A 19,962-nucleotide genomic window follows, 5' to 3' on the forward strand; every position below is an offset into this window, starting at 1 on the left:
ATATCATGCTTTACATATTTATGCTTTACATATTTATGCTTTACATCAAGCAAAACGTATCATGCATTACGCATTCTCTTCGACCCATTCTACTTGCGCTCCCAGCGCACGCAGGTGATCGAAATACTGCGGATACGACTTGGCAACATGGTGAGCATCCTTAATTCGAATCGGCTGCTCTGCACGCAAGCCAACCACCGTCAATGCCATAATAACACGATGATCGTAATGAGCGTTAATTTCTACGCCTCCTGTAACACCTTCAGGGCGTCCATGAACAATAATCTCTGCTTGACGCTCCTCCACATTCGCTCCAGCCTTGCGAAGTTCAGTGAGATAATCGGTGATACGATCACATTCTTTGTAGCGCAAATTCTCTACATTATAGAAGCGGGATGTACCTTCTGCGAACACCGCAGCAGCCACCATAGCGAGAACTGCATCCGTTGCGACGTCACCATCAATCTCAACGGCCTTCAGCTTGCGATTCCCTTGGACTCGAACGACCGAATGCTCATGCTGCAGTGGTACTTCCATCATGCGGAGCACATCGACAATGGCTCGTTCTCCTTGCTTGCTGTCCTCAGTCAATCCGCGAATGATCACATCAGAATCAACGACAGCCGCTGCAGCAAGAACCGCTGCAGAGCCCGGATAGTCGCCTTGCACCGTATAGGTCTTCGCTTCATATTGTTGGTTGCCGGCAATCTTGAAATACATCAGATCTTCTCTCGCCTCGATCCGAATGCCCGCTTCCGCAAGCACTTCAAGCGTCTGTCCAACGACAACCTTCGATTTCAAATCATCTACTACTTCAATTTCACTGTCTTCCTCCAGCAATGGAGCCAAGAACAACAGCGAGCTTAAATACTGCGAACTCACATTGCCGGATACCTTGATTTTTCCTCCACGTGGTTTCCCACCGCGGATCGTAATCGGAAGTTTGCCTTCCCGATGCTCAATCGCTACGCCCATTTGTTCAAGTGCAGTAATCAAGTCGTCGTGTGGACGCTTCCCTAAGGAATCCGGATACGTATTAACAAACTTCACTTCCTCCAGCAGAGAGGCTGTGCCCATCAAGAAGCGCAATACCGCTCCTGCATTCCCTACATTCAGCTCATGGGAATTACTCAATGTTGGATGCTTACCGAAGCCGGTAATGACAATCTTCTCTTCGTCCTCAACCAGCTGGGCACCCAAATCACGGAGGCAGCGGCGCATCGCATCGCTGTCTTCACTGTGAGCTGGATAATAAATCGTGCTTGTCCCCTCTGCCAGTGCAGCTGCAAGAAGATAGCGTGTCGTATAGTTTTTCGAGGATAAGGCCTGAATATCTCCTTGCAGTTTTGGTGTTGATCGAACGATTACGTCCATGCGCTTCCACTCCTTTATCTTTCAACGTATAATAACTCTTATCTCGAATGAATTCCAGATAAGAAAGGATGCCTAATCGTTATGAATCCAATTGCTCAAATTGATGTGGCTGTGCTGAAACAACGCCTAGAACGCGGCGAAGCACTAAATTTAATAGATGTACGGGAAGATGAGGAAGTCGCTCACGGGATGATTCCCGGTGCCAAGCATATCCCCATGAATGAAATCCCAGATCGTCTCGACGAAATCGAGCGGACGGAAGAAATCATTTTCATTTGTCGAAGCGGATATCGCAGCGAACGAGTATGCGAATACTTGCAGCATATCGGCTTGGAGGGCTGTGTGAATATGGAAGGCGGAATGCTCGCCTGGAGTCAATTGGAGCACACCTCTAAATAACGCCTCAAATAATCTGCACGCCCCTCCTGCTAGGGGCTTTTATTCACAATTGCCTTCGACCAGCTTACAAATGCGAGCAGCCAATTGCACAGCTGTCTCATGGTCGGTCAGAACTGTTGTATGTGCAAAGTCATACAGTCCCTCGCGCTGCTGCATGAGCTTAGACACCTGTTCTTCCACATCGCCTTGAAGCAGAGGACGATTGCGATCCCGCTTCACACGCGACAGTATCGTCTCCTTGCTCGCTGCTAAATGCACGATGAAGCCTCCATCCCGCATCAGCTCTCGGTTGCTCTCCTGGAGGACAATGCCACCGCCCGTTGCAATGACGTGCCTTGTCGGACTGTTCAATATTCCAGCTAGAACATGACTTTCTTGTTCTCGAAAATATACTTCTCCATCAGAGGCAAAGATATCAGGAATCGTACGGCCCTCTAGCGCGACCACAGCAGCATCCAAGTCTGCAAAGCTGCAGCCCAGCTTCTTGGCAACTTCTTGCCCAACCGTCGATTTCCCGGTGCCCATAAATCCGATTAAAATAATATGCTGCATCATTTCCAGCCTCGCTTCTCTAAGTCAAATGGCTCATCGTGAACGAGTAGGTCAGATGATGACCAATATGACGGTAAACTTCCCACATGATACCACACGTTTCTTTTATTCGACAATGGTGATAGGTATAAAATGAAGAAGTTCAACATAAAGATGAATAATAGCCCTGCCATCGTCAATGAAATTAAGTAATCGTCTAGTGCCATTTTTTATGTAGGAGTGAATGAGACATGCCCCAATTGCCTGTCCCAGAACCGCATCCATCCAAATCGACCATTCAGCGCTCCACATCTGTTCGCCTGGCTCGTATTATGGATTCGAATCATCCATTGTGCAGGGAAGACATCGTATGGGCGCTCAATGTAATTAAGCAGCAGCTCACAGATTATCCTGACAAGTGGGCTATGCTTGAGCCGAATCAATTGGTTCGCCGCTTCCATAGCTATGCCGAAATCTCTTCTCTGCTCGTGTACAGCAGCAGTTACGGACAAGAATCAGATCGGATTCGCAAATATTTGGCTGAACTTGTATCCGGTTTATATGAATGAATGCGAATAATCAACCGTACGCAAAAACAACGCCGAGTCCTAAGCAGGCTCGGCGTTGTTTTTTGATCTCTATTATGACATCCAGTTGTAATGGAATGTTCCTTCTTTGTCTACACGCTTGAATGTATGCGCACCGAAGTAGTCGCGTTGTGCTTGCAGCAAGTTCGCTGGCAAGCGCTCTGTACGATAGCTGTCGAAGTAAGCAAGTGCACTTGCGAATCCTGGAACAGGAACGCCGTATGCAACCGCAGTGCTGATGACTTCGCGCCAAGCGTCTTGGTACGTTTCCACGATATTTTGGAAATATGGATCAAGCAGCAGATTCTTCAGCTCTGGTTCGCGGTCGTAAGCTTCTTTGATGTTCTGCAAGAAGCGGGAACGGATAATGCAGCCGCCGCGGAAGATCATTGCGATCTCACCATAGCGAAGGTTCCAGTCAAACTCTTCGGAAGCCGCACGCATTTGTGCGAAGCCTTGCGCGTAAGATACGATCTTGGACGCGTACAAAGCCTTGCGGATGCTCTCGATGAATGCCTCCTTGTCTCCAGTGAATGCAGGGGTCTTCGGCCCTTTCAACACTTTGCTCGCTACAACGCGCTCGTCCTTCAATGCGGACAAGAAGCGGGAGAATACGGATTCCGTAATCATAGACAATGGCACGCCAAGATCAAGCGCGCTTTGGCTTGTCCATTTGCCCGTACCTTTTTGACCGGCAGAGTCAAGAATGACATCAACCATTGGCTGGCCTGTTTCCTCATCGTACTTAGAGAAGATATCTGTTGTAATTTCAATCAGATAGCTGTCAAGCTCGCCTTTGTTCCATTCACCGAAGATGGAGTGAAGCTCCTCAGCACTTACACCCAATACATTCGTAAGCAAATGATAAGCTTCACAAATCAATTGCATGTCGCCATACTCGATGCCGTTGTGAACCATCTTAACATAGTGGCCAGCACCGTCCGGCCCAATATATGTACAGCAAGGGTCGCCGCCTACTTTTGCTGAAATGCTTGTCAAAATTGGCTCAACCAAGCGATAAGCACTCTCTTGGCCGCCAGGCATGATTGCAGGGCCTTTCAATGCGCCCTCTTCACCGCCGGATACGCCTGTTCCGATGAAGCGGAAGCCCTTCTCTTCCAAGTACTTGCTGCGACGCTGTGTATCAGGGAAATGAGCGTTACCGCCATCAATAATAATATCGCCTTGATCCAAGTGTGGAAGCAACTGCTCAATCGTTGCATCTGTAGCTTGTCCAGCTTGTACCATAATCAAAATTTTACGTGGTGCTTCAAGAGATTGTACGAATTCCTCAATGGAATATGTACCAGTCAGGTTCTTGCCTTCTGCTTCGGCAATGAGTGCATCTGTCTTCTCGCGGGAACGGTTGTATACCGATACTGTGAAGCCGCGGCTCTCGATGTTAAGCGCCAGGTTCTTACCCATTACGGCAAGGCCAATGACACCGATTTGATTGTTAGCCATATGGTTGTTCCACCCTTTATCCATAAATTTATATAGTTTGCATTACGCTTATTGTACAGCACAGCAAAACACCCTGCAACCATCTCGCCCTTGCAATTCATCCATACATTTGGCGGATGGGAGGGTGATTAAACCATGAATAACAATTACCATTCCAGCTGAATCATCTCGGAACGAAGCTCATTCAGCTTCTCTTTGCATCTCTCTATAACAGCTATTTTTTGCTCATTCATCGCCTCAAACAGCTCCGCGAGCACATAATCCATTTCGAGCCGCAGCACACGCATACGCTGCTCTGCCCGATTGGATAAGAATGCCTGCATCATCTCCTCAGTAGTTACAATAGGCCTCTTCTGATACAATACGCGCTGCTTCGGCCCTATGACCTCAACCAGACGAATTCGTTCGCCGAACAAAATATTCTCGATAAAAATCTGTCTATCTTTGAACCGTTTGACGACCGCATGCCCGCGTGAATCGCCGATCAGTTTTTCCATAAAGTCAGCCAGCTTCTCATCCCGAATCGTATAGTCGCCGACAATTTTGTAGCGCTGCTCCATACGTTGGAACCGAAGTTTGACCAACTTCCTTCCTGTTCGGATAGATACGATAAATAGCGATTCATTTTCACTCCAATACAAGGAATAACCTTCTTGTATAAGATCACGGATGAGGTTCTGGATTTGCCGACGGTCAAAGCGTAGCTCCAGGTTGCAGTATTCCACCTCGTCGCTGCGATTCACGGCAATCCCTCCTTACCTTGTCGTATACTCCATCATATGATTCATCAACTTGGATTATTGACTGGATTTCCAAACAAGAGGCTTGTTCCATCAAAATATAATAATTATAATTTGATAAACATTCTCAATATATTATGATATACTGAGTGGGTGACTGCTTGTTCGACACAGGCAACATGCACGGATTACTTGATGTTTAAATTCCCGAGCGAGTAAGTAAGTGAGTTTCGATAACTTCTGTACCAGCTCGTGTATAGATGACAACAGCTTAGAAAGGAAGAGATGAATGACGTTTTCTGGATTTTCTCCTTCAGATTTTGAAACCTTTACAATTGAGGGGCTTGATGCCCGTATGGAGGCCATCCGTGATCGTATTCAACCGAAATTCCGCATCATTGGAGAACAGCTAATTAGTGATGTAGCGATGCAAAGCGGAACTGAAATGTTCCTCCATATTGCGAAGCATGCTCGTCGTACGGTTAATCCGCCGAAGGATACATGGCTTGCCATTGGGCCGAACAAACGCGGATACAAATCCCTTCCCCATTTCCAGGTTGGCTTGTTCGATGATCATGTCTTTATTTGGCTGGCTTTCATTTATGAGGTGGCGAACAAGCGCAACATTGCGCAGGCGATGCTTGATGACCAAAAACAACTTAGAAGCATCATCCCTAATAATTATGTATTGTCCATGGATCATATGAAGAAAGACGCCGACCAAATCGGAGATCTGAGTGAGACGGAGATGGCTGACAAGCTTACCCGCTTCCGGGATATCAAGTCGGCAGAATGGCTGGTTGGACGCCACGTTCCGATGAATGATCCACTGCTGCAGAACGGTGAGGCCTTTATGGAGCTTGCTAGGCAGACGTTCACGACGTTAATGCCACTGTACCGGTTGGCTGTCGAAGCTTAATTAACGTCATATAGAGGTTGTTCAAAAAGTCCACTTTTGATCACGAAGTAAATCATGAAGTGGACTCGGCATCGAAACTTGAATTCAGCCGGGCCTTCCGGTGCTCACGTACCCAAAACGTACGCTCCGCTCCTCAGGCCCTAGCTTCATCCAACTGAGGCGTTTTGAAAAAACGCACATCGGAAGCATAAGCTTCGGTGCTGAAAACCGACCTTTTTGAACACGCACATATAACGTCATATAGTGACACTCAACAAAAAACTGCGCTCAGCGATTACGTAACCAGCAATCGCCAAGCGCAGTTTTTGCACATGTTCTTGTTTATGCAGTTGTGTTCGCGGCCGTCTGATTTCGATCCAGCACAGCAAAGCGGATGAGAAGCCAAATCGCAGCAACACATAAGACTGCTCCGATTATGTAAGGAAGATTCATGTTCCATCCGAACAGACCCGTGGCAAGCAGCGGCCCTGTAATACGGCCAAAGCTGTCCATCGAAGAATTCAAACCTGAAGCAACACCCTGGCTAACCGTCGTCTTCTGTGTGATCAATGAAGTTACACACGGGCGGATCAAGGCATTGCCGATACCGAACACGCATAAGTAAATGGTTGCGTCGACAACACTTGAGGACAACAAGAGCAGCAAAAATCCTGCAGCAGATATAATCAGACCTACCGCAATCGCCTTCTTCTCTCCTCCACTCTTGATGTAGCGTCTTACAACCCCACCTTGAACAAGCGCACCTGAAAGGCCACAGAAGAAGAACATGTATCCGATCTGCTCCTCTGTAATTCCTGGGATTCTAGCTGCTTCAAAATACAATAGTGTCGCTTCCAATCCTGCCAGCGTAAAGGTAACAAAGAAGGACAATACATACAAATACTTCATTCGTCCCGTAAAGGCTGTCCAGCGTGAAGGAGCCGATTCGAGGCTTCCCTTGCGCTCCTCAGGAGTCAGCGATTCCTTAAGTAATACGAAGCCTAGCACGCATGTGATAAATGTCAATGCTGAAGCTGCAAAAAAGGGCGTATTATAACCGTATCTGCTTAAAATACCGCCAAAGGCTGGCCCAAATGTAAAACCTAGCCCAATCGACATTCCAACAAAGGCCATACCCTTCGTGCGTTGCTCAGGTGTCGTGATATCGGCGACGTAGGCAACAATAACTGAAGCTACAGCACCAGAGAAGATGCCTCCCAATGCGCGGGAAACATACATCATCCAAAGCTCACCATTCGCTAATCCGAACAGCAGATAACTTATACTGAACCCGAGAGTCCCGATAAGGATGATGGGACGCCGACCAACCTTCTCCGACAATGCTCCCCATATTGGAGACACCACGAACGCAATTAATGAATAGATCGAGAGCATAAGCCCCAAATGAAATTCATTGGCGCCTGCATTCGTTATCATTCGAGGCAGAACCGGAATCACGATACCGAAGCCAATGAACACCATCATCAGCATGAACATGACAACGGACATTTTCTTTTTCATGACAATTCCCTCCGATATGTACATCCTATCACACCATACCTTGAAACAAAAATGAATAAAGTGCGAATACTTATTCATGCTCCCCCCTTACTATAGAGGAAAAAGATCTTGCATTCCGGGTCGTTTTTGTTAAACTAAACCTTGTTTGCGCAGGACACGCCATGCGCAGCTTAGTAGATTGCCAACATGAAAGGTTGTGATACGGCGATGAACCATCATCGGACGCCCTTATTTACCGCACTTACGGAACATGCCTCCAATAATCCGGTGCAGTTCCACATTCCAGGTCATAAAAAAGGCGCAGGGACAGATGCAGAATTCCGAAGCTTTATCGGAGATCAGGCGCTCTCTATAGATCTGATTAACATTGCTCCGCTTGATGACTTGCACCAGCCTACGAGCGTCATCGCCGAGGCGCAGCAACTTGCTGCTGACGCACTAGGTGCCGATTATACGCTCTTCAGCGTACAAGGCACAAGCAGCGCAATCATGACAATGATTATGTCCGTATGCTCTCCAGGAGATAAAATCCTGGTTCCACGCAATGTTCATAAATCGATCATGTCCGCCATTATTTTCGCCGGTGCAAAGCCTGTATTCGTCTCGCCAGCGCGCGATGCGAATTTAGGAATCGATCACGGCATCACAACCAGCTCGGTACGCAGAGCCTTGGAGAAACACCCAGATACGAAAGCAGTGCTCGTCATTAATCCAACGTACTTTGGGATTTGCGCGAACTTGAAGGAGATTGTCGACTTAGCACATTCTTACGATATTCCTGTACTTGTTGATGAAGCACATGGTGTTCTTATTCATTTCCACGAAAAGCTGCCGATGTCAGCCATGCAGGCCGGTGCCGATATGGCTGCGACAAGTGTGCATAAGCTGGGCGGTTCCCTAACCCAGAGTTCTGTGCTTAATGTAAATACGAAAAATGGACTCGTGAATCATCAGCGTGTACAAACCATATTCAGCATGCTGACAACGACTTCCACTTCCTATATATTGCTGGCATCTTTGGATACATCCCGTCGCAACTTGGCTCTTAACGGTCATGAAATGGCGGAACACACCATTGAGCTGGCCGAATTTGCCCGCCAGCAAATTAATGAAATTCCTAGCCTGTACTGTTTTGGCGAAGAGATTCTCGGCGGAGAAGCGACTTACAGCTATGATCCGACGAAACTGACCATTCATGTCCGCCATTTGGGGATAACCGGTTATGAAACGGAGAACTGGCTGCGGGAGCACTACAACATCGAAGTCGAACTGAGCGATATGTACAATATTCTCTGTCTCGTCACGCCGGGCGACTCCAAGGAGACGATCAACATTCTGCTCCGCGCATTGCGCGACTTGTCCAGTCTTCACCATGAACGCAATGAAGTACAGGAGCTCGTCGTCAAAATTCCGGAGATTCCGCAGTTGTCCCTCATACCGCGCGATGCCTTCTATGCGGATACTGAGGTCATACCTTTTAAGGAGTCTGCAGGACGAATTATTGCAGAATTTATATACGTTTATCCGCCTGGCATTCCGATCTTGCTTCCAGGCGAAGTCATCTCGCAAGAAAACATCAACTATATTCGTGATCACGTCGATATTGGGCTTCCGGTCAAGGGACCAGAAGATCGCAATATTGAATTTGTTAAGGTTATTCGTGAGGAACGCGCGATCTTCTAATACACAATACAGGGTGCCCCGATATGGGGCACCCTGTATTCATTCTCTGCAGGATCATTCAGTATTGATCCTGCACCTCGAGTGGATGTATTCGCGTAAGCAACAGCTGCGCCGCTTCACTTGCCGCCTCAGCATGAGGCAAATTGAATTTGACTTGGAGAATTTCTGGACGCAAATCATCCGCGCATAATAATGTCGAGCGACCAGTCTGCATACATACAACTAATGTCTTGCCGATAAAATGATCGGAATAAATGAGTGCGAAATCATAACGAATCTGTTCTGTGGCCCAACCGACAAAGGTAACATTTGCTTGCTCCGAAACTTCATACAAATGGTCAAACATCGCACACCTCCTCGGGATATCCTTTTCCAAGAACACAAACCATTTAATGGTTATACGATCGAGTATAACATAAATCGCGTTCCTAGAACAAGATTCGAACTTTCATTCCATGTAAATATTGCCATCACATTCAGTCAAATGGTATGATGTAAGCGATTCGTGCTATAAGTAGAAGATGTCCCAAGGGGAGGATAGATTCGATGAGTCAAAGCGCATTCATTACGTTTGTCGATGGTTCGGAGGTTGCGTCCATTACATTAGATGAATTGAAGGGCCAACTTCTCCATTACCGGGAACAAACCCAATTAACCGGAGAACAATTAGGCTGGGATTATGCCGAGGCTGCCTTTCCATATACAATTGAAACAAAGCCCGGGCAAGAGCAGGAATGGTTCTATTTAAAAGGTTCCAATCCATTATATCGACATATCGTATTTGGTGTTGGCGAGAAAGAGGATTCCCGCCGCTACGTCCAAATGGTTCTGCCTGACGATGCCACTCACGGAGACAAGGCCAAAGGGAACGAGTTGTGCAAATATTTGGCGAAAAAGTGGAAAGCGGAACTTACGCTGTTCAACGGTAGAATTATGTATTACAATCCACGCAAATAAGAGCATCTATAAGAATATCCCAATTGATCCGCTCCGAACGGAATCATGCTCTAAAAAAGAACAAGCCCCGGAATTCTCCGGAGCTTGTTCCATACCTGTATATTGGCAGAGCGAATGAATTACTCGCCTTGCTCAGCTACCAATTCGTTGTATGCTTGCTGTACGCGTTCCCACTCAGCGTCATCTTCGATAGGAAGCATTGCCATTTCTTCGCCTTGCTCTTCCAGACGTACGATAATGCCGTCCGCTTCTGGATCGTTGCGTTGGAGAAGAAGTGCATATAGCTGCTCGTCGACGTTGAACGTCTCGACCATCGTCATGTCGATTTCGTTGCCGTCTTCGTCTACCATTGTAATAATCAATTCATGATCGTGATCGTGGTCGTGATCATGATCGTGCCCACATCCGCAATCATGGTTATGTTCGCTCATGAGTAAATCTCCTTTATGTTCAGGTAGTGGTTATACTCACGTATCGTACCACTTTCTGCGAAAGAGGTCAACGAACGCCTACTCGCTTCAGTATGTATAATAACCAAAAGCTAAAGTTTAGATATTGCAGGCAACTTTTTCTGCGATATAAGGGTGAATTCACCATTCTTCTGTCTCAAATAACAAGAGATCATATAGTCGCCCTTAGCCTTGAAATCATACTTATGCTCATTCGTACGGAACCAGAAATTATCTTCATTTGTTGGAACACTCGATTCCTGAAGCTCCGTTGTCTTCCCTTTCGGATCTGTGATCGTAATCTTGATCGCATCAACTGTCGACTGCAAACTGTCGACTTGGACGAATACTGTAAATGAGGTCTTCCCTGTCTCGACTTTGCCAAATGTTTTATTGTCCTTGAACAGCAGCAAGTCCACATTAGGCTTGTCAATTACAACCTTCTTATTGGCATCATCCCAGAATATAAATGCCTGAAGTGCTTCTTGTATTTGTCGTACAGACAAATAAGCACGTCCATCTATCATATACCCGCCTTCATTTACCGCATTCCCATTCAGAACAACATCAATCTTTTCAGCCACTGGAGCGGCTTGCGCAGAACTAGGTGCGACATCTGTCTGTGCCGATGCATACGCTCCACCCACAATAGAACCAAGCAGAACGAATGCTGCAAGTCTCCTGCATTTCATCTCGTTACCCCCAAATTTCTTTGTTGTAAAGTTATACTCCAATCATGCTTTAGAGTTGCGCCTAATTCGCAAATAACTCTCATGTGCATTCATACTATCATGAACAAAGCCATGAACTATTTCGCCCGCAAAAACTTATGGTATCCCAGCAATGCTCTCACCCTTCCTTCATATGCCGCAAATCCTCATATAACCGGCTCCATGGAAAGTTAGGGCCTGGACAGTTCGCTTTTCTTATGGCATCGATCTGAAAATGTCCCAACACATGTTCATAATCCAAGGAGATCCAATGTCCCCACTTCTCCATTACATATCGTTGTATATAACGATGCAAACGAAGACATGCCTGATACTGTTCGTCTGTCAGCAGCCCGTCCATTCCTTCATGCTCGATTGATACCGCATATCGATTAGGATTCATTCCTTTTTCACGTACAACAAAAGCAGGCGCTAAGGCAATTCGTTCTCCTTCTAGTCCTTGTGAGAATGCCATTCGCTCAATGGATACATATTGATGAATTGTCCCATTCTTTGACACTGCAAAATGAGCTGAAGAAATCTTGTTGTCAGGACATGTGTACCATGCATCTAGACTCGTTAAGCTCTGAGCAGAAATATGATTCACAATAATTGCAGGGATCTCCCCCTTGCGATCACTCGAATTGGTATGCTCATTTCCCTTCCATACAATCTCCAACTGCATCACGATCCCCCCATTGTTCAATAGGTAAGACGATTATAGGTGATTCGCGCGATCCGGAAATCCATTATGTCCCGGGAAATGATTGGGTGTGCAACAGACATGTTATCACCCCGGGAACATGTACCCTATTGTGTAGGGTAGGGACAATTAGCCGCCCAGTTTGGTACGGGTTAATATACAGGGAACGCCATTTCCAACTGCGCCTGGCTGAGACATCCGCTCCACATAATCCATCCCGCGCGTGCAGGGTGTCTTACACGCTTCACACCGATCTGAAGTTACTATTTTCATCGTGAACTGTTCACGACCAGACTGTAGACTCGTCTTCTTTTTGCCCTTCCCCTTCGTCATGCCCTTCACCCGCTTCATGTGCATTTCACGTTGCCTGCCGCTTCCGGCCGAACCTGATTATTGCACATTATGCAGATTGCGCTGCCTTTGCTTGTGCATTTATCCCAGACATGGTACAGTATAGGCGTAATTCTAGCCTTGTCAGCCAATAGGAGGATGAAGATGAACCTTCACATACAAATGTTAGGGACAGGCAGTGCATTTGCCAAATCATACTTCAATAACAACGGATTACTTTACTCTGGTGGATTCACACTGCTCATCGATTGTGGAATTACGGCACCGATGGCTCTACACCATTTGAATAAGTCATTCTCTGACATCGATGGTGTTCTTATCTCTCATATTCATGCTGATCATGTTGGGGGATTAGAAGAATTGGCCTTCCAGATGAAGTTCAAATATGGACGTAAGCCAAAATTGTACATAGCTTCTCCACTCGTATCCGTATTATGGGAGCATACATTGAAGGGTGGACTAACTCAAGAGGGAATAAGCTGCTTAGAGGATGTATTCGATGTACATGCAATAGAGCCAGGGCAGCCCTATGACATTGCAGCGGGTCTTACCGTCGAATTATTAGAGACTCCACATATTGAAGGCAAGCGCAGCTTCTCTCTTCTTATCAACAATCATTTTTTCTACAGCGCTGATATGCAGTTCCAGCCGGAACTGCTTCACCACTTAGTTGAACAGCGTGGAGTAACCACGATCTTCCATGACTGTCAATTAGGTGGGAATGGAGAGGTTCATGCGACATTGGCGGAGCTCTTGACGCTTCCAGATACACTGCAGAAGCTTACCTCCCTCATGCACTATGGAGATGAACGGCCGCAGTACGAAGGGCATACTGGCGCCATGTCCTTTGTCGATCAACACCAGCTCTATACAATCGAATAATACACCAAAGAGCACTTTGCAACGACCCAATTTGGCCGCTGCAAGTGCTCTTTCGTTATGTCTTCTATACCGTTATTGGAAAGTCGGCAAATTATCCAGATTGTTGCTTGGATCACCATCAGCATCTCCACGAAGATAAGTACCGCCGTCTCTTCCCTTGAAGGCATTCACACCCGCAATTTCCCCATTTTGCACGGCTAGAAGAGCCTGCTCGTAATTTAAGATTCGGCCTGTATTCGTTTGGAACGCCGTTAGATCCCCGTCCCCATTCTTCTGAACAGCTACAATGGATTCTCGCTGTGACATGCGAACATCATCCTCCTAACTATATACATCCTACATTAGATGCGTTTGTTAGGTAGAGTGTCCATAACCCAAAACTTTTATGAACCGAAAATCGGTACAACGAATTACAGCTTCTTCTCCATGCGAATATGAGGAATACCCGCATCCAAGAATGGCTCCTCTGACACTGTCTCATACCCTAAAGAATGATAGAACCCTTCCGCTTGGCACTGACCGTCCAGCACGCATTTCTCCACACCGTGTTTCCGGGCGATTTGCTCCAGCCCTACCATTAAAACTCTTCCAATCCCTTTCCCGCGGAATGGCTTTCTTACTGCAATACGCTGCATCTTAGCAGTGAATTCATCCAACAGCTTCACTCGTCCTGTTGCAGCGTACTGTCCGTCTGACATCAGCAGGACGTGAAAGGCCGGAGCATCCAAGTTATCGTACTCGTCACATTCTTCTTCTTCCGGTACATGTTGCTCAGCAACGAATACTTCCTTTCGTATCGCAATACACTCGTCCAATTGTTCCTGTGTCTTAACCTCAATGATTTCAGCAGCCACTCCCGCTCACCTCCGAATGAAATGTTGCAACAGCGATTATGTATAATATCTTAGCTGCTGCAAACGAATTTATATTATACAAAAAAATGAATTTCATGTATAGTTGCAATAACGGACACGCTTACATTAGCAAGGGGGTACACGATGGATCCGATACTGGCTACAGTAATCGCAGTTGTTGTCATGGTAGTAGGCATGGTGCTTCTGCTTCTCTACGTGACGAAGAAAGCCTACGCACGTAAATGGGATGCAGAAGAGCCTATAGACAGCACAGCTAGGCAGCCCAATCATTCATCCAACACAGATTAATGAAGCATAATGAACGACATTTATGAAGAAAACAGCCCTGGAGATCCTTAGGATCTCTAGGGCTGTCGGCCACTTGTATGGTTATACTCTAGGGCTCATACACTTCCTCAATAATTGGCTTACCATACACATCCTCATAGATCGGTATCTTCTTCTCTACAGGATCAATCCCAGGATAGAAGCGACTTGCGTCGACAGCGTTCATACTAAGCCCAACAAGCAGGACGCCCGTGATGATTCCGGCCAACATTACCACGCCTATTACGTTCCATCGTCTACGCATGCTGCTACCCCCGCTAACAACACTAATAACTTCACGATATAGCCCCTATTCTCACCGTAAAGTTAATCCCTTAAACATCTCATGCCCTTGCTCATGACTTCATTCCTTTTTGCTGGTATCCTCTTCAACTGAGCGAAGCCATACAAATTGCTCATCATGCTTTGTACTATCAAAGATTAGAAGCTTGGATAAAAACCAACAGACAACCGCTACGATCCCGAACACACCGATTATCCATACACTCAATTCGGCTCCCATAACCCAACCTCCTCCGCTTGTCCCCATTCAATAGCGAAACATTCGTTATACCTTCACTATATGAAAGCAGTTGCAAGTTTAGTTCTTGCAATTACGAACAAAATAAAAAAGCATCCATCACCCGTTAGATACGAATGAGAGATGCTTGATCTTGTAATAATATATATTTCGAGGCATACACACTCGCTTCCCCTACAAACAAGGCATGACGGACTTGATCACCTCAGAGAAATCAATGAAAATAGGCAGAGAATGAGTTATATTAAACTATATCATTGATCTTATTTTTCTTAATGCATGATGTTGACAAATATAGTGGTTTTGTATCATCTGTCGCATCACTTTCATTGAGCAAAGAAGATTCTGCTGCAGGTTTGCACTGTTCAAAGGAATAGAAATAGAAAAAGCCTTGATAATCAAGGCTTTTGATGTTAAAAGTATGGTGATCTGTAGTGGGCTCGAACCACTGACCCCCACCCTGTCAAGATGGTGCTCTCCCAGCTGAGCTAACAGATCATGTTTATTAACAAATTTAATATAACATCAATATATTACCATGTCAATTACTAGAGCTAACTTTTCCAAAATGATCGGCAGCCACATGAACCACTTTCACAGTTATCGCTCACACCTTCTTACAAGCATATAACAACTTACTATTCCATGAAAGCAGTTCACGATGACGCCTATTCCTTATTTAGATATTAGGGACTTGCCAGTCGATCTCCTGCTCGCCCCATTCGCGCAGCTTATTATTAATTTTCGAGTACGGCTTGCTCCCAAAGAACCCACGATGTGCAGACAATGGACTTGGATGCGGCGCTTGTACAATATAATGCTTTGACAAATCAATCATGCTCACCTTCGCTTGTGCATGGCTTCCCCATAGAACAAATATGATTGGGCGATCTCTTTCATTCAACAATTGAATGATACGATCGGTGAACTTCTCCCAGCCCTTCCCCCGATGTGATGCTGCTTGTCCTTGTTCGACGGTCAGTACTGTGTTAAGCATAAGGACGCCTTGCTTGGCCCAGTGCAGCAAGCTTCCGTTGTTCGGCATCTTCAGACCAACATCTGCTGCGCCCTCTTTGAACATGTTCTGAAGTGAAGGCGGCAGCTTAACACCCGGTTGAACGGAAAAGCTTAATCCATGAGCTTGTCCTGGCCCATGATAAGGATCTTGCCCAACGATGACAATCTTCGTATCCGCATAGGACGTCGCATTCAACGCAGAAAATATAAGTTCATATGGCGGATAAATGACTGCACACTCGTATTCTTCTCGAAGCCAGCCCCACAGCTGCTTGAAATATGGCTGTCTAACTTCCTCATGAAGCAATTCCGCCCAATCATTCTGTACATGCATTCCCACTGTACATTCCCCTTCCATGTTGGTATCTATCAGTCTATTACGATTATTATGTAATCCTCAAATCATTTCACATTTCATATTAAAAAAGAGTATAAAGCAAAAAACTCCTCACTTGTTCAAGGCTTGAACAGGAAAGGAGTTCTCATCATCAATACGTGGTGCCGAGGACCGGGATCGAACCGGTACGGTAGTCACCTACCGCAGGATTTTAAGTCCTGTGCGTCTGCCAATTCCGCCACCCCGGCATATTTGCCACATCGTCATGTGGTTCAATATGCTGCATCATTGCGCACTACAGGCTGCTCATCCACTTTCGCTTCAAAACACTGTACATCGCAACCGACAAGATATAATATATCATACGCCTTCATATGATGTCAACACTAAATTTATCAATGTGAATGTTCGCAATTGAACATTCATCATCTGGTCTTTTTCCTCCTATTGAATTATCTTCACACCAACTTTGTTACCATTATTTTCATTGGAATATTGGGCTTTTGTCGTACAATAGAACTACTACCATCTAGGAGGATCCGGGCAGTGAAGCGAATAACTACCCTACTATGTGTTTCTTTTTTACTCCTTTCAGGCTGTTCTAACATCTCGCAATCCTCATATGACGATATGGTATCTGCGAACGAGAACCTGACCGCTAAAGTAAGAAACCTGCAACAAGAAAATACACAATTGAAAGGTACAATTAACGAGTTAAAGAAAGAAATCGATGATATCAAAAATGGAGCTGACCGCATGCTTGCCGGAGCGAGAGATAGTCTTACTAAAGGGGCATTAGGCAACGCAAAGGACAAACTAAATGCTTTAATGAAGAAACATCCCGGAAGCAAGGAAGCAGGCATCGCCAAAACATTGATTTCGCAAATTGAAGAAAAAGAGCGTAAGAAGATCGAGGCCGAGCAGTTGGAGAAAAAACGTAAACAAGCGGCGGAAGAAAAGCGCTTGGCGCAAGCACTATCTAAGATGAGAAAAAGTGTAGATGAAGTCAAAAGTATTACCTGGTATTATGACAAAACTTCACCTCACTATGCGAATGAGAACAGTTTCTTCTTATATATAGGGAAAGAAGCAAATATATCTTGGCTGCGGCTGCGTATTCAATACGAAGCTGAAAATTGGCTGTTCATCGAGAAGTACACATTGAAAGTCGATGATAAGACCTATTCCATCTTCCCTAATAGTGATGAGATCATCCGAGATAATAATACCCGAATCTGGGAATGGGCCGATGTCGCTCCATCTGAATCAGATATCTCAATGATTCGCGCCATTATTAAATCAAAGAAAACCATCATTCGCCATGAAGGCGATACTTATTATGATGACCGTACGATAACAAAAAAAGAAAAGGCTGCACTCCAAAATGTCCTCGATGCCTACGATGCGTTGCAAAAAAGAAAATAGCGACACAAAAAAAGGAAGCCCTCCGCAAAACATGCAAAGTGGGCTTCCATAGATCCTCAATAATAAAAAAACACCTATCTCATGCAAATCTAGCAAACTGCTAGAACTGATGATGAAAGATGCACTTTACAAAACTATGTATCTATGAAATTAGAATTGGTGGGCCCTGAGGGACTCGAACCCCCGACCAATCGGTTATGAGCCGACCGCTCTAACCAACTGAGCTAAGGGCCCTCACCATTGCAATTTCATGAGGTTTGGTTGCGGGGGCAGGATTTGAACCTACGACCTTCGGGTTATGAGCCCGACGAGCTACCAGACTGCTCCACCCCGCGATATGATTCAACAGCTGAACTTCTTCAGCAGCGACAAGTATTACTATACAATAGTTGCATATGTTCAGTCAAGAGAAAAATTAAAATAGTTTGAATTTATTGTACATAATGGGCTAAGGAAGAAATCGCACCCCGTATTTTCCTCTACGTGATCGATATACTTCAATCTCCTTCATTGCCTCATATCCATAAATCCAAGCATCATGCTCAAGCCGCTGCTGCAAACAACGAGCTTGAAATCTGGAATCGTACAACTTGCCCCAATAGACCCAATGCACTTTATCACCCTTTTCTTGTCATCAGCATCCTCCCCTTCCCCCCTACTATTCCCCAATAGTGCAAAAAAGAACCGGCAAGTTCACTTGGAGCCACCGATTCTTCCTGCATTACGATGATTAGCCCTTGTATACGTTTCCTGGAGGAGTATCATTACCGTTCGGATTCTTTTTCGCTTGAATTAAAATTTGGTTCCCTTTTGTTTCCCATTCCTTCAAGGCATCCGCAACGGATTTCTTCTTCTCGATCACTTGCTGCATCAACTCCGTACCAAGCTGATTGATCTGCCAGTAGCTTCCGTCCATCATGAACTTCTCCATATCTGTCTTTGTAGGAGGAACCGGCTTTGTTTTGTAGAACGCACTTACGTTAATGTTAGTGCCATCCTTAGGCTTAATGTACTTTTGACGAGATACCATTTCCCAACTGCTGCGGGAACGAAGCTTAGCCCAATCTTCACTATTAATAAACTTCATGAATTCCCAAGCATCGTCTGGGTTAGCTGCTTTTTGATTGATTGCAAAAATATTATACAACTGAGAACCGCCAGATACTCCAGGAGATTCTGGATGTGACGGAATGGTTACAACATCCCAATCAAACTTCGTAAAGCCTTTGATTTTGTCAGCATTCTTCATGGCATCTGACAATTCCGTATTAATGTAATTATAGTCTCCGATCGCCATAGCAACCTTCCCGGACAGGAAGTTATCATGTCCGAACGGATTTTCATTTTCCGGCGTTTGAACAGGCATTTCAGTACTGTTGGCAGGTGGGACGATTTTCTTGATCGCCAGATCACTTACCGTTGTCCATACTTTTTCCCATTGCGGCGTGTTTACCGTCATCTTCTCGCCTTTTTCATCGAACATACGAAGATTTAATGGCGGAATATATAAATTCATCATATCGCTAAACACATCGGAGCCATTATAACGATTGAAGCTGAAACCATATTTGCGATCTGCTCCGTCACCTTTCGATAGGTTAGCCGCGAGCGTAAATACTTGATCCCATGTCATATTATCAGTCGGCGGCGCAATGCCTGCATCACTGAAGAGCTTCTTGTTGAAGAACAGTGCATTCGAGGAGAATGTAGGCGCAAGACCATACAAGCTGTTGTCTCCCATTGCTTTTATCCCATCAATAACCGTTGGGACAAAGTCGGACAAATCAATACTGTCCTTCTGTACAAGCGGATCAAGCTGCTTCAACATTCCATCTTCCACGAGCTTGCGGAACTGGAACGAATCCGTGACGATGATGTCAACTGGATTCGCGGAATTCAGCAGTTTTTTCATCGCTTCATAGCGATCCGGCTGTTTCTTCGGATCCCCTGAATTGTCATAACGCATATCTGCACCATCAAGTGCTGGAACAAGCTCAATACGGATTCCTTTATGTGTAATTTCAAATGTATCCGTCCATTGCTGACGGAAATAGGTGTCGTCGTATCCTCCATACTGCATGCCAATACGCAATACTCGCTCTTGTCCTGGAACAACCTCATCTTTGTTCGTACAAGCAGCCAGCATTGGGATAATCATCGTCAATACCAGTGTAACCGTCAATAATTTACGTACCCAGTTTTTTTTCATCTG

25 protein-coding genes and 4 tRNA genes are annotated in these 19,962 nt (G+C 45.5%); 8 read left to right on the forward strand and 21 right to left on the reverse strand.

Going from position 1 to position 19,962, the window contains the following annotated elements:
• Nucleotides 1-66 precede the first annotated feature (66 nt).
• Nucleotides 67-1,374 carry a 3-phosphoshikimate 1-carboxyvinyltransferase gene (gene aroA / locus PBN151_RS10130; RefSeq protein WP_072728844.1) on the reverse strand — a complete coding sequence of 436 codons (1,308 nt, stop codon included), beginning with the start codon at nucleotides 1,372-1,374 and terminating at the stop codon, nucleotides 67-69.
• 81 nt (nucleotides 1,375-1,455) lie between these two features.
• Between aroA and PBN151_RS10135 the strand changes: the two genes are divergently transcribed.
• Nucleotides 1,456-1,773, forward strand: a complete 318-nt coding sequence (locus PBN151_RS10135; RefSeq protein ID WP_021256701.1) for a rhodanese-like domain-containing protein — start codon at nucleotides 1,456-1,458, stop codon at nucleotides 1,771-1,773.
• Between the two features lie 39 nt (nucleotides 1,774-1,812).
• Here the strand turns inward: PBN151_RS10135 and PBN151_RS10140 are convergent, their stop codons facing one another.
• Nucleotides 1,813-2,328 (reverse strand): shikimate kinase, encoded by a 516-nt coding sequence (locus tag PBN151_RS10140; protein ID WP_370510411.1) that lies wholly within the window; start codon nucleotides 2,326-2,328, stop codon nucleotides 1,813-1,815.
• 227 nt (nucleotides 2,329-2,555) lie between these two features.
• Here PBN151_RS10140 and PBN151_RS10145 point away from each other — a divergent pair, with 227 nt between their 5' ends.
• Nucleotides 2,556-2,873 carry a hypothetical protein gene (locus PBN151_RS10145; RefSeq protein ID WP_021256703.1) on the forward strand — a complete coding sequence of 106 codons (318 nt, stop codon included), beginning with the start codon at nucleotides 2,556-2,558 and terminating at the stop codon, nucleotides 2,871-2,873.
• Nucleotides 2,874-2,945: 72 nt separating this feature from the next.
• Here PBN151_RS10145 and gndA read toward each other — a convergent pair whose 3' ends face one another.
• Entirely contained in the window at nucleotides 2,946-4,355 is a 1,410-nt protein-coding gene (gene gndA / locus PBN151_RS10150; RefSeq protein ID WP_072728845.1) for an NADP-dependent phosphogluconate dehydrogenase, read from the reverse strand.
• A 146-nt stretch (nucleotides 4,356-4,501) separates the two neighbouring features.
• Nucleotides 4,502-5,098 carry a hypothetical protein gene (locus PBN151_RS10155; RefSeq protein ID WP_021256705.1) on the reverse strand — a complete coding sequence of 199 codons (597 nt, stop codon included), beginning with the start codon at nucleotides 5,096-5,098 and terminating at the stop codon, nucleotides 4,502-4,504.
• A gap of 286 nt (nucleotides 5,099-5,384) precedes the next feature.
• On the opposite strand from PBN151_RS10155, the gene PBN151_RS10160 reads away from it, so the two are divergent.
• A complete protein-coding gene (locus PBN151_RS10160; RefSeq protein WP_072728846.1) occupies nucleotides 5,385-6,014 on the forward strand; it encodes a YktB family protein in 630 nt (209 codons plus the stop codon).
• Nucleotides 6,015-6,335: 321 nt separating this feature from the next.
• Here PBN151_RS10160 and PBN151_RS10165 read toward each other — a convergent pair whose 3' ends face one another.
• Nucleotides 6,336-7,514: an MFS transporter gene (locus tag PBN151_RS10165; protein ID WP_072728847.1), complete on the reverse strand. Its 1,179-nt coding sequence runs from the start codon at nucleotides 7,512-7,514 to the stop codon at nucleotides 6,336-6,338.
• Nucleotides 7,515-7,721: 207 nt separating this feature from the next.
• Here PBN151_RS10165 and PBN151_RS10170 point away from each other — a divergent pair, with 207 nt between their 5' ends.
• Nucleotides 7,722-9,197, forward strand: a complete 1,476-nt coding sequence (locus tag PBN151_RS10170) for an aminotransferase class I/II-fold pyridoxal phosphate-dependent enzyme (RefSeq protein WP_065290248.1) — start codon at nucleotides 7,722-7,724, stop codon at nucleotides 9,195-9,197.
• Between the two features lie 58 nt (nucleotides 9,198-9,255).
• Here PBN151_RS10170 and PBN151_RS10175 read toward each other — a convergent pair whose 3' ends face one another.
• Nucleotides 9,256-9,543: a DUF3055 domain-containing protein gene (locus tag PBN151_RS10175; RefSeq protein ID WP_021256709.1), complete on the reverse strand. Its 288-nt coding sequence runs from the start codon at nucleotides 9,541-9,543 to the stop codon at nucleotides 9,256-9,258.
• Nucleotides 9,544-9,743: 200 nt separating this feature from the next.
• Between PBN151_RS10175 and PBN151_RS10180 the strand changes: the two genes are divergently transcribed.
• Complete coding sequence (locus PBN151_RS10180; RefSeq protein ID WP_065290247.1) at nucleotides 9,744-10,154, forward strand: DUF1885 family protein; 411 nt, start codon at nucleotides 9,744-9,746, stop codon at nucleotides 10,152-10,154.
• Between the two features lie 119 nt (nucleotides 10,155-10,273).
• Here the strand turns inward: PBN151_RS10180 and PBN151_RS10185 are convergent, their stop codons facing one another.
• The 4 genes from PBN151_RS10185 to PBN151_RS10200 all read right to left on the reverse strand — a co-directional run bounded on the left by PBN151_RS10185 (nucleotide 10,274) and on the right by PBN151_RS10200 (nucleotide 12,349).
• Nucleotides 10,274-10,585: a DUF1292 domain-containing protein gene (locus PBN151_RS10185; protein WP_021256711.1), complete on the reverse strand. Its 312-nt coding sequence runs from the start codon at nucleotides 10,583-10,585 to the stop codon at nucleotides 10,274-10,276.
• A gap of 110 nt (nucleotides 10,586-10,695) precedes the next feature.
• Nucleotides 10,696-11,295 (reverse strand): stalk domain-containing protein, encoded by a 600-nt coding sequence (locus PBN151_RS10190; protein ID WP_021256712.1) that lies wholly within the window; start codon nucleotides 11,293-11,295, stop codon nucleotides 10,696-10,698.
• 157 nt (nucleotides 11,296-11,452) lie between these two features.
• Nucleotides 11,453-11,998 carry an N-acetylmuramoyl-L-alanine amidase gene (locus tag PBN151_RS10195; protein WP_072728848.1) on the reverse strand — a complete coding sequence of 182 codons (546 nt, stop codon included), beginning with the start codon at nucleotides 11,996-11,998 and terminating at the stop codon, nucleotides 11,453-11,455.
• A 147-nt stretch (nucleotides 11,999-12,145) separates the two neighbouring features.
• Complete coding sequence (locus tag PBN151_RS10200; protein ID WP_028531255.1) at nucleotides 12,146-12,349, reverse strand: hypothetical protein; 204 nt, start codon at nucleotides 12,347-12,349, stop codon at nucleotides 12,146-12,148.
• Nucleotides 12,350-12,511: 162 nt separating this feature from the next.
• Between PBN151_RS10200 and PBN151_RS10205 the strand changes: the two genes are divergently transcribed.
• On the forward strand, nucleotides 12,512-13,249 hold the full coding sequence (locus PBN151_RS10205) for an MBL fold metallo-hydrolase (protein WP_072728849.1): 738 nt from the start codon (nucleotides 12,512-12,514) through the stop codon (nucleotides 13,247-13,249).
• Between the two features lie 72 nt (nucleotides 13,250-13,321).
• Here PBN151_RS10205 and PBN151_RS10210 read toward each other — a convergent pair whose 3' ends face one another.
• Nucleotides 13,322-13,555, reverse strand: coding sequence for a DUF3892 domain-containing protein (locus PBN151_RS10210; RefSeq protein ID WP_072728850.1), 234 nt, complete (start codon nucleotides 13,553-13,555; stop codon nucleotides 13,322-13,324).
• 104 nt (nucleotides 13,556-13,659) lie between these two features.
• Complete coding sequence (locus tag PBN151_RS10215) at nucleotides 13,660-14,103, reverse strand: GNAT family N-acetyltransferase (protein ID WP_021256717.1); 444 nt, start codon at nucleotides 14,101-14,103, stop codon at nucleotides 13,660-13,662.
• Nucleotides 14,104-14,247: 144 nt separating this feature from the next.
• Between PBN151_RS10215 and PBN151_RS31200 the strand changes: the two genes are divergently transcribed.
• Nucleotides 14,248-14,412 (forward strand): hypothetical protein, encoded by a 165-nt coding sequence (locus PBN151_RS31200; RefSeq protein WP_162833935.1) that lies wholly within the window; start codon nucleotides 14,248-14,250, stop codon nucleotides 14,410-14,412.
• 88 nt (nucleotides 14,413-14,500) lie between these two features.
• Here the strand turns inward: PBN151_RS31200 and PBN151_RS10220 are convergent, their stop codons facing one another.
• The 5 genes from PBN151_RS10220 to PBN151_RS10235 form a co-directional block, all read right to left on the reverse strand.
• Nucleotides 14,501-14,695 carry a hypothetical protein gene (locus tag PBN151_RS10220; RefSeq protein ID WP_021256718.1) on the reverse strand — a complete coding sequence of 65 codons (195 nt, stop codon included), beginning with the start codon at nucleotides 14,693-14,695 and terminating at the stop codon, nucleotides 14,501-14,503.
• Nucleotides 14,696-14,794: 99 nt separating this feature from the next.
• On the reverse strand, nucleotides 14,795-14,953 hold the full coding sequence (locus PBN151_RS31205) for a hypothetical protein (protein ID WP_161627341.1): 159 nt from the start codon (nucleotides 14,951-14,953) through the stop codon (nucleotides 14,795-14,797).
• 440 nt (nucleotides 14,954-15,393) lie between these two features.
• A tRNA-Val gene (locus PBN151_RS10225) sits at nucleotides 15,394-15,469 on the reverse strand.
• Nucleotides 15,470-15,650: 181 nt separating this feature from the next.
• On the reverse strand, nucleotides 15,651-16,322 hold the full coding sequence (locus PBN151_RS10230; RefSeq protein WP_370510414.1) for a uracil-DNA glycosylase: 672 nt from the start codon (nucleotides 16,320-16,322) through the stop codon (nucleotides 15,651-15,653).
• Between the two features lie 162 nt (nucleotides 16,323-16,484).
• A tRNA-Leu gene (locus PBN151_RS10235) sits at nucleotides 16,485-16,573 on the reverse strand.
• Between the two features lie 298 nt (nucleotides 16,574-16,871).
• Between PBN151_RS10235 and PBN151_RS10240 the strand changes: the two genes are divergently transcribed.
• The gene (locus PBN151_RS10240) at nucleotides 16,872-17,750 is read left to right on the forward strand and encodes a hypothetical protein (protein ID WP_072728852.1); all 879 of its coding nucleotides are present in this window, start codon (nucleotides 16,872-16,874) and stop codon (nucleotides 17,748-17,750) included.
• 157 nt (nucleotides 17,751-17,907) lie between these two features.
• On the opposite strand, the gene PBN151_RS10245 is transcribed toward PBN151_RS10240, so the two are convergent.
• From PBN151_RS10245 to PBN151_RS10255, 4 genes are all read right to left on the reverse strand, one after another.
• Nucleotides 17,908-17,984 (reverse strand) — tRNA-Ile (locus tag PBN151_RS10245).
• Between the two features lie 24 nt (nucleotides 17,985-18,008).
• Nucleotides 18,009-18,085, reverse strand: a tRNA-Met gene (locus PBN151_RS10250).
• A 113-nt stretch (nucleotides 18,086-18,198) separates the two neighbouring features.
• On the reverse strand, nucleotides 18,199-18,363 hold the full coding sequence (locus tag PBN151_RS31865) for a hypothetical protein (protein ID WP_175400557.1): 165 nt from the start codon (nucleotides 18,361-18,363) through the stop codon (nucleotides 18,199-18,201).
• Nucleotides 18,364-18,480: 117 nt separating this feature from the next.
• The gene (locus tag PBN151_RS10255) at nucleotides 18,481-19,959 is read right to left on the reverse strand and encodes an ABC transporter substrate-binding protein (RefSeq protein WP_072728853.1); all 1,479 of its coding nucleotides are present in this window, start codon (nucleotides 19,957-19,959) and stop codon (nucleotides 18,481-18,483) included.
• Nucleotides 19,960-19,962: the final 3 nt, after the last annotated feature.

This window comes from Paenibacillus sp. NAIST15-1 (assembly GCF_001894745.1).
In the GTDB taxonomy this organism is placed as follows: Bacteria; Bacillota; Bacilli; order Paenibacillales; family Paenibacillaceae; genus Paenibacillus_B; species Paenibacillus_B suaedae.

Bases quoted from the DNA above. Each gene is read 5' to 3' on its own strand.
- PBN151_RS10170 (WP_065290248.1), top strand. From the start codon at position 7,722: ATGAACCATCATCGGACGCCCTTATTTACCGCACTTACGGAACATGCC.
- PBN151_RS31205 (WP_161627341.1), bottom strand. From the start codon at position 14,953: ATGGGAGCCGAATTGAGTGTATGGATAATCGGTGTGTTCGGGATCGTA.
- PBN151_RS10205 (WP_072728849.1), top strand. From the start codon at position 12,512: ATGAACCTTCACATACAAATGTTAGGGACAGGCAGTGCATTTGCCAAA.
- PBN151_RS10210 (WP_072728850.1), bottom strand. From the start codon at position 13,555: ATGTCACAGCGAGAATCCATTGTAGCTGTTCAGAAGAATGGGGACGGG.
- PBN151_RS10195 (WP_072728848.1), bottom strand. From the start codon at position 11,998: ATGCAGTTGGAGATTGTATGGAAGGGAAATGAGCATACCAATTCGAGT.
- PBN151_RS10255 (WP_072728853.1), bottom strand. From the start codon at position 19,959: ATGAAAAAAAACTGGGTACGTAAATTATTGACGGTTACACTGGTATTG.
- PBN151_RS10135 (WP_021256701.1), top strand. From the start codon at position 1,456: ATGAATCCAATTGCTCAAATTGATGTGGCTGTGCTGAAACAACGCCTA.
- PBN151_RS31200 (WP_162833935.1), top strand. From the start codon at position 14,248: ATGGATCCGATACTGGCTACAGTAATCGCAGTTGTTGTCATGGTAGTA.
- PBN151_RS10190 (WP_021256712.1), bottom strand. From the start codon at position 11,295: ATGAAATGCAGGAGACTTGCAGCATTCGTTCTGCTTGGTTCTATTGTG.
- PBN151_RS10180 (WP_065290247.1), top strand. From the start codon at position 9,744: ATGAGTCAAAGCGCATTCATTACGTTTGTCGATGGTTCGGAGGTTGCG.
- PBN151_RS10165 (WP_072728847.1), bottom strand. From the start codon at position 7,514: ATGAAAAAGAAAATGTCCGTTGTCATGTTCATGCTGATGATGGTGTTC.
- PBN151_RS10230 (WP_370510414.1), bottom strand. From the start codon at position 16,322: ATGCATGTACAGAATGATTGGGCGGAATTGCTTCATGAGGAAGTTAGA.
- aroA (WP_072728844.1), bottom strand. From the start codon at position 1,374: ATGGACGTAATCGTTCGATCAACACCAAAACTGCAAGGAGATATTCAG.
- PBN151_RS10185 (WP_021256711.1), bottom strand. From the start codon at position 10,585: ATGAGCGAACATAACCATGATTGCGGATGTGGGCACGATCATGATCAC.
- PBN151_RS10140 (WP_370510411.1), bottom strand. From the start codon at position 2,328: ATGATGCAGCATATTATTTTAATCGGATTTATGGGCACCGGGAAATCG.
- PBN151_RS10175 (WP_021256709.1), bottom strand. From the start codon at position 9,543: ATGTTTGACCATTTGTATGAAGTTTCGGAGCAAGCAAATGTTACCTTT.
- gndA (WP_072728845.1), bottom strand. From the start codon at position 4,355: ATGGCTAACAATCAAATCGGTGTCATTGGCCTTGCCGTAATGGGTAAG.
- PBN151_RS10160 (WP_072728846.1), top strand. From the start codon at position 5,385: ATGACGTTTTCTGGATTTTCTCCTTCAGATTTTGAAACCTTTACAATT.
- PBN151_RS10200 (WP_028531255.1), bottom strand. From the start codon at position 12,349: ATGACGAAGGGGAAGGGCAAAAAGAAGACGAGTCTACAGTCTGGTCGT.
- PBN151_RS10220 (WP_021256718.1), bottom strand. From the start codon at position 14,695: ATGCGTAGACGATGGAACGTAATAGGCGTGGTAATGTTGGCCGGAATC.
- PBN151_RS10145 (WP_021256703.1), top strand. From the start codon at position 2,556: ATGCCCCAATTGCCTGTCCCAGAACCGCATCCATCCAAATCGACCATT.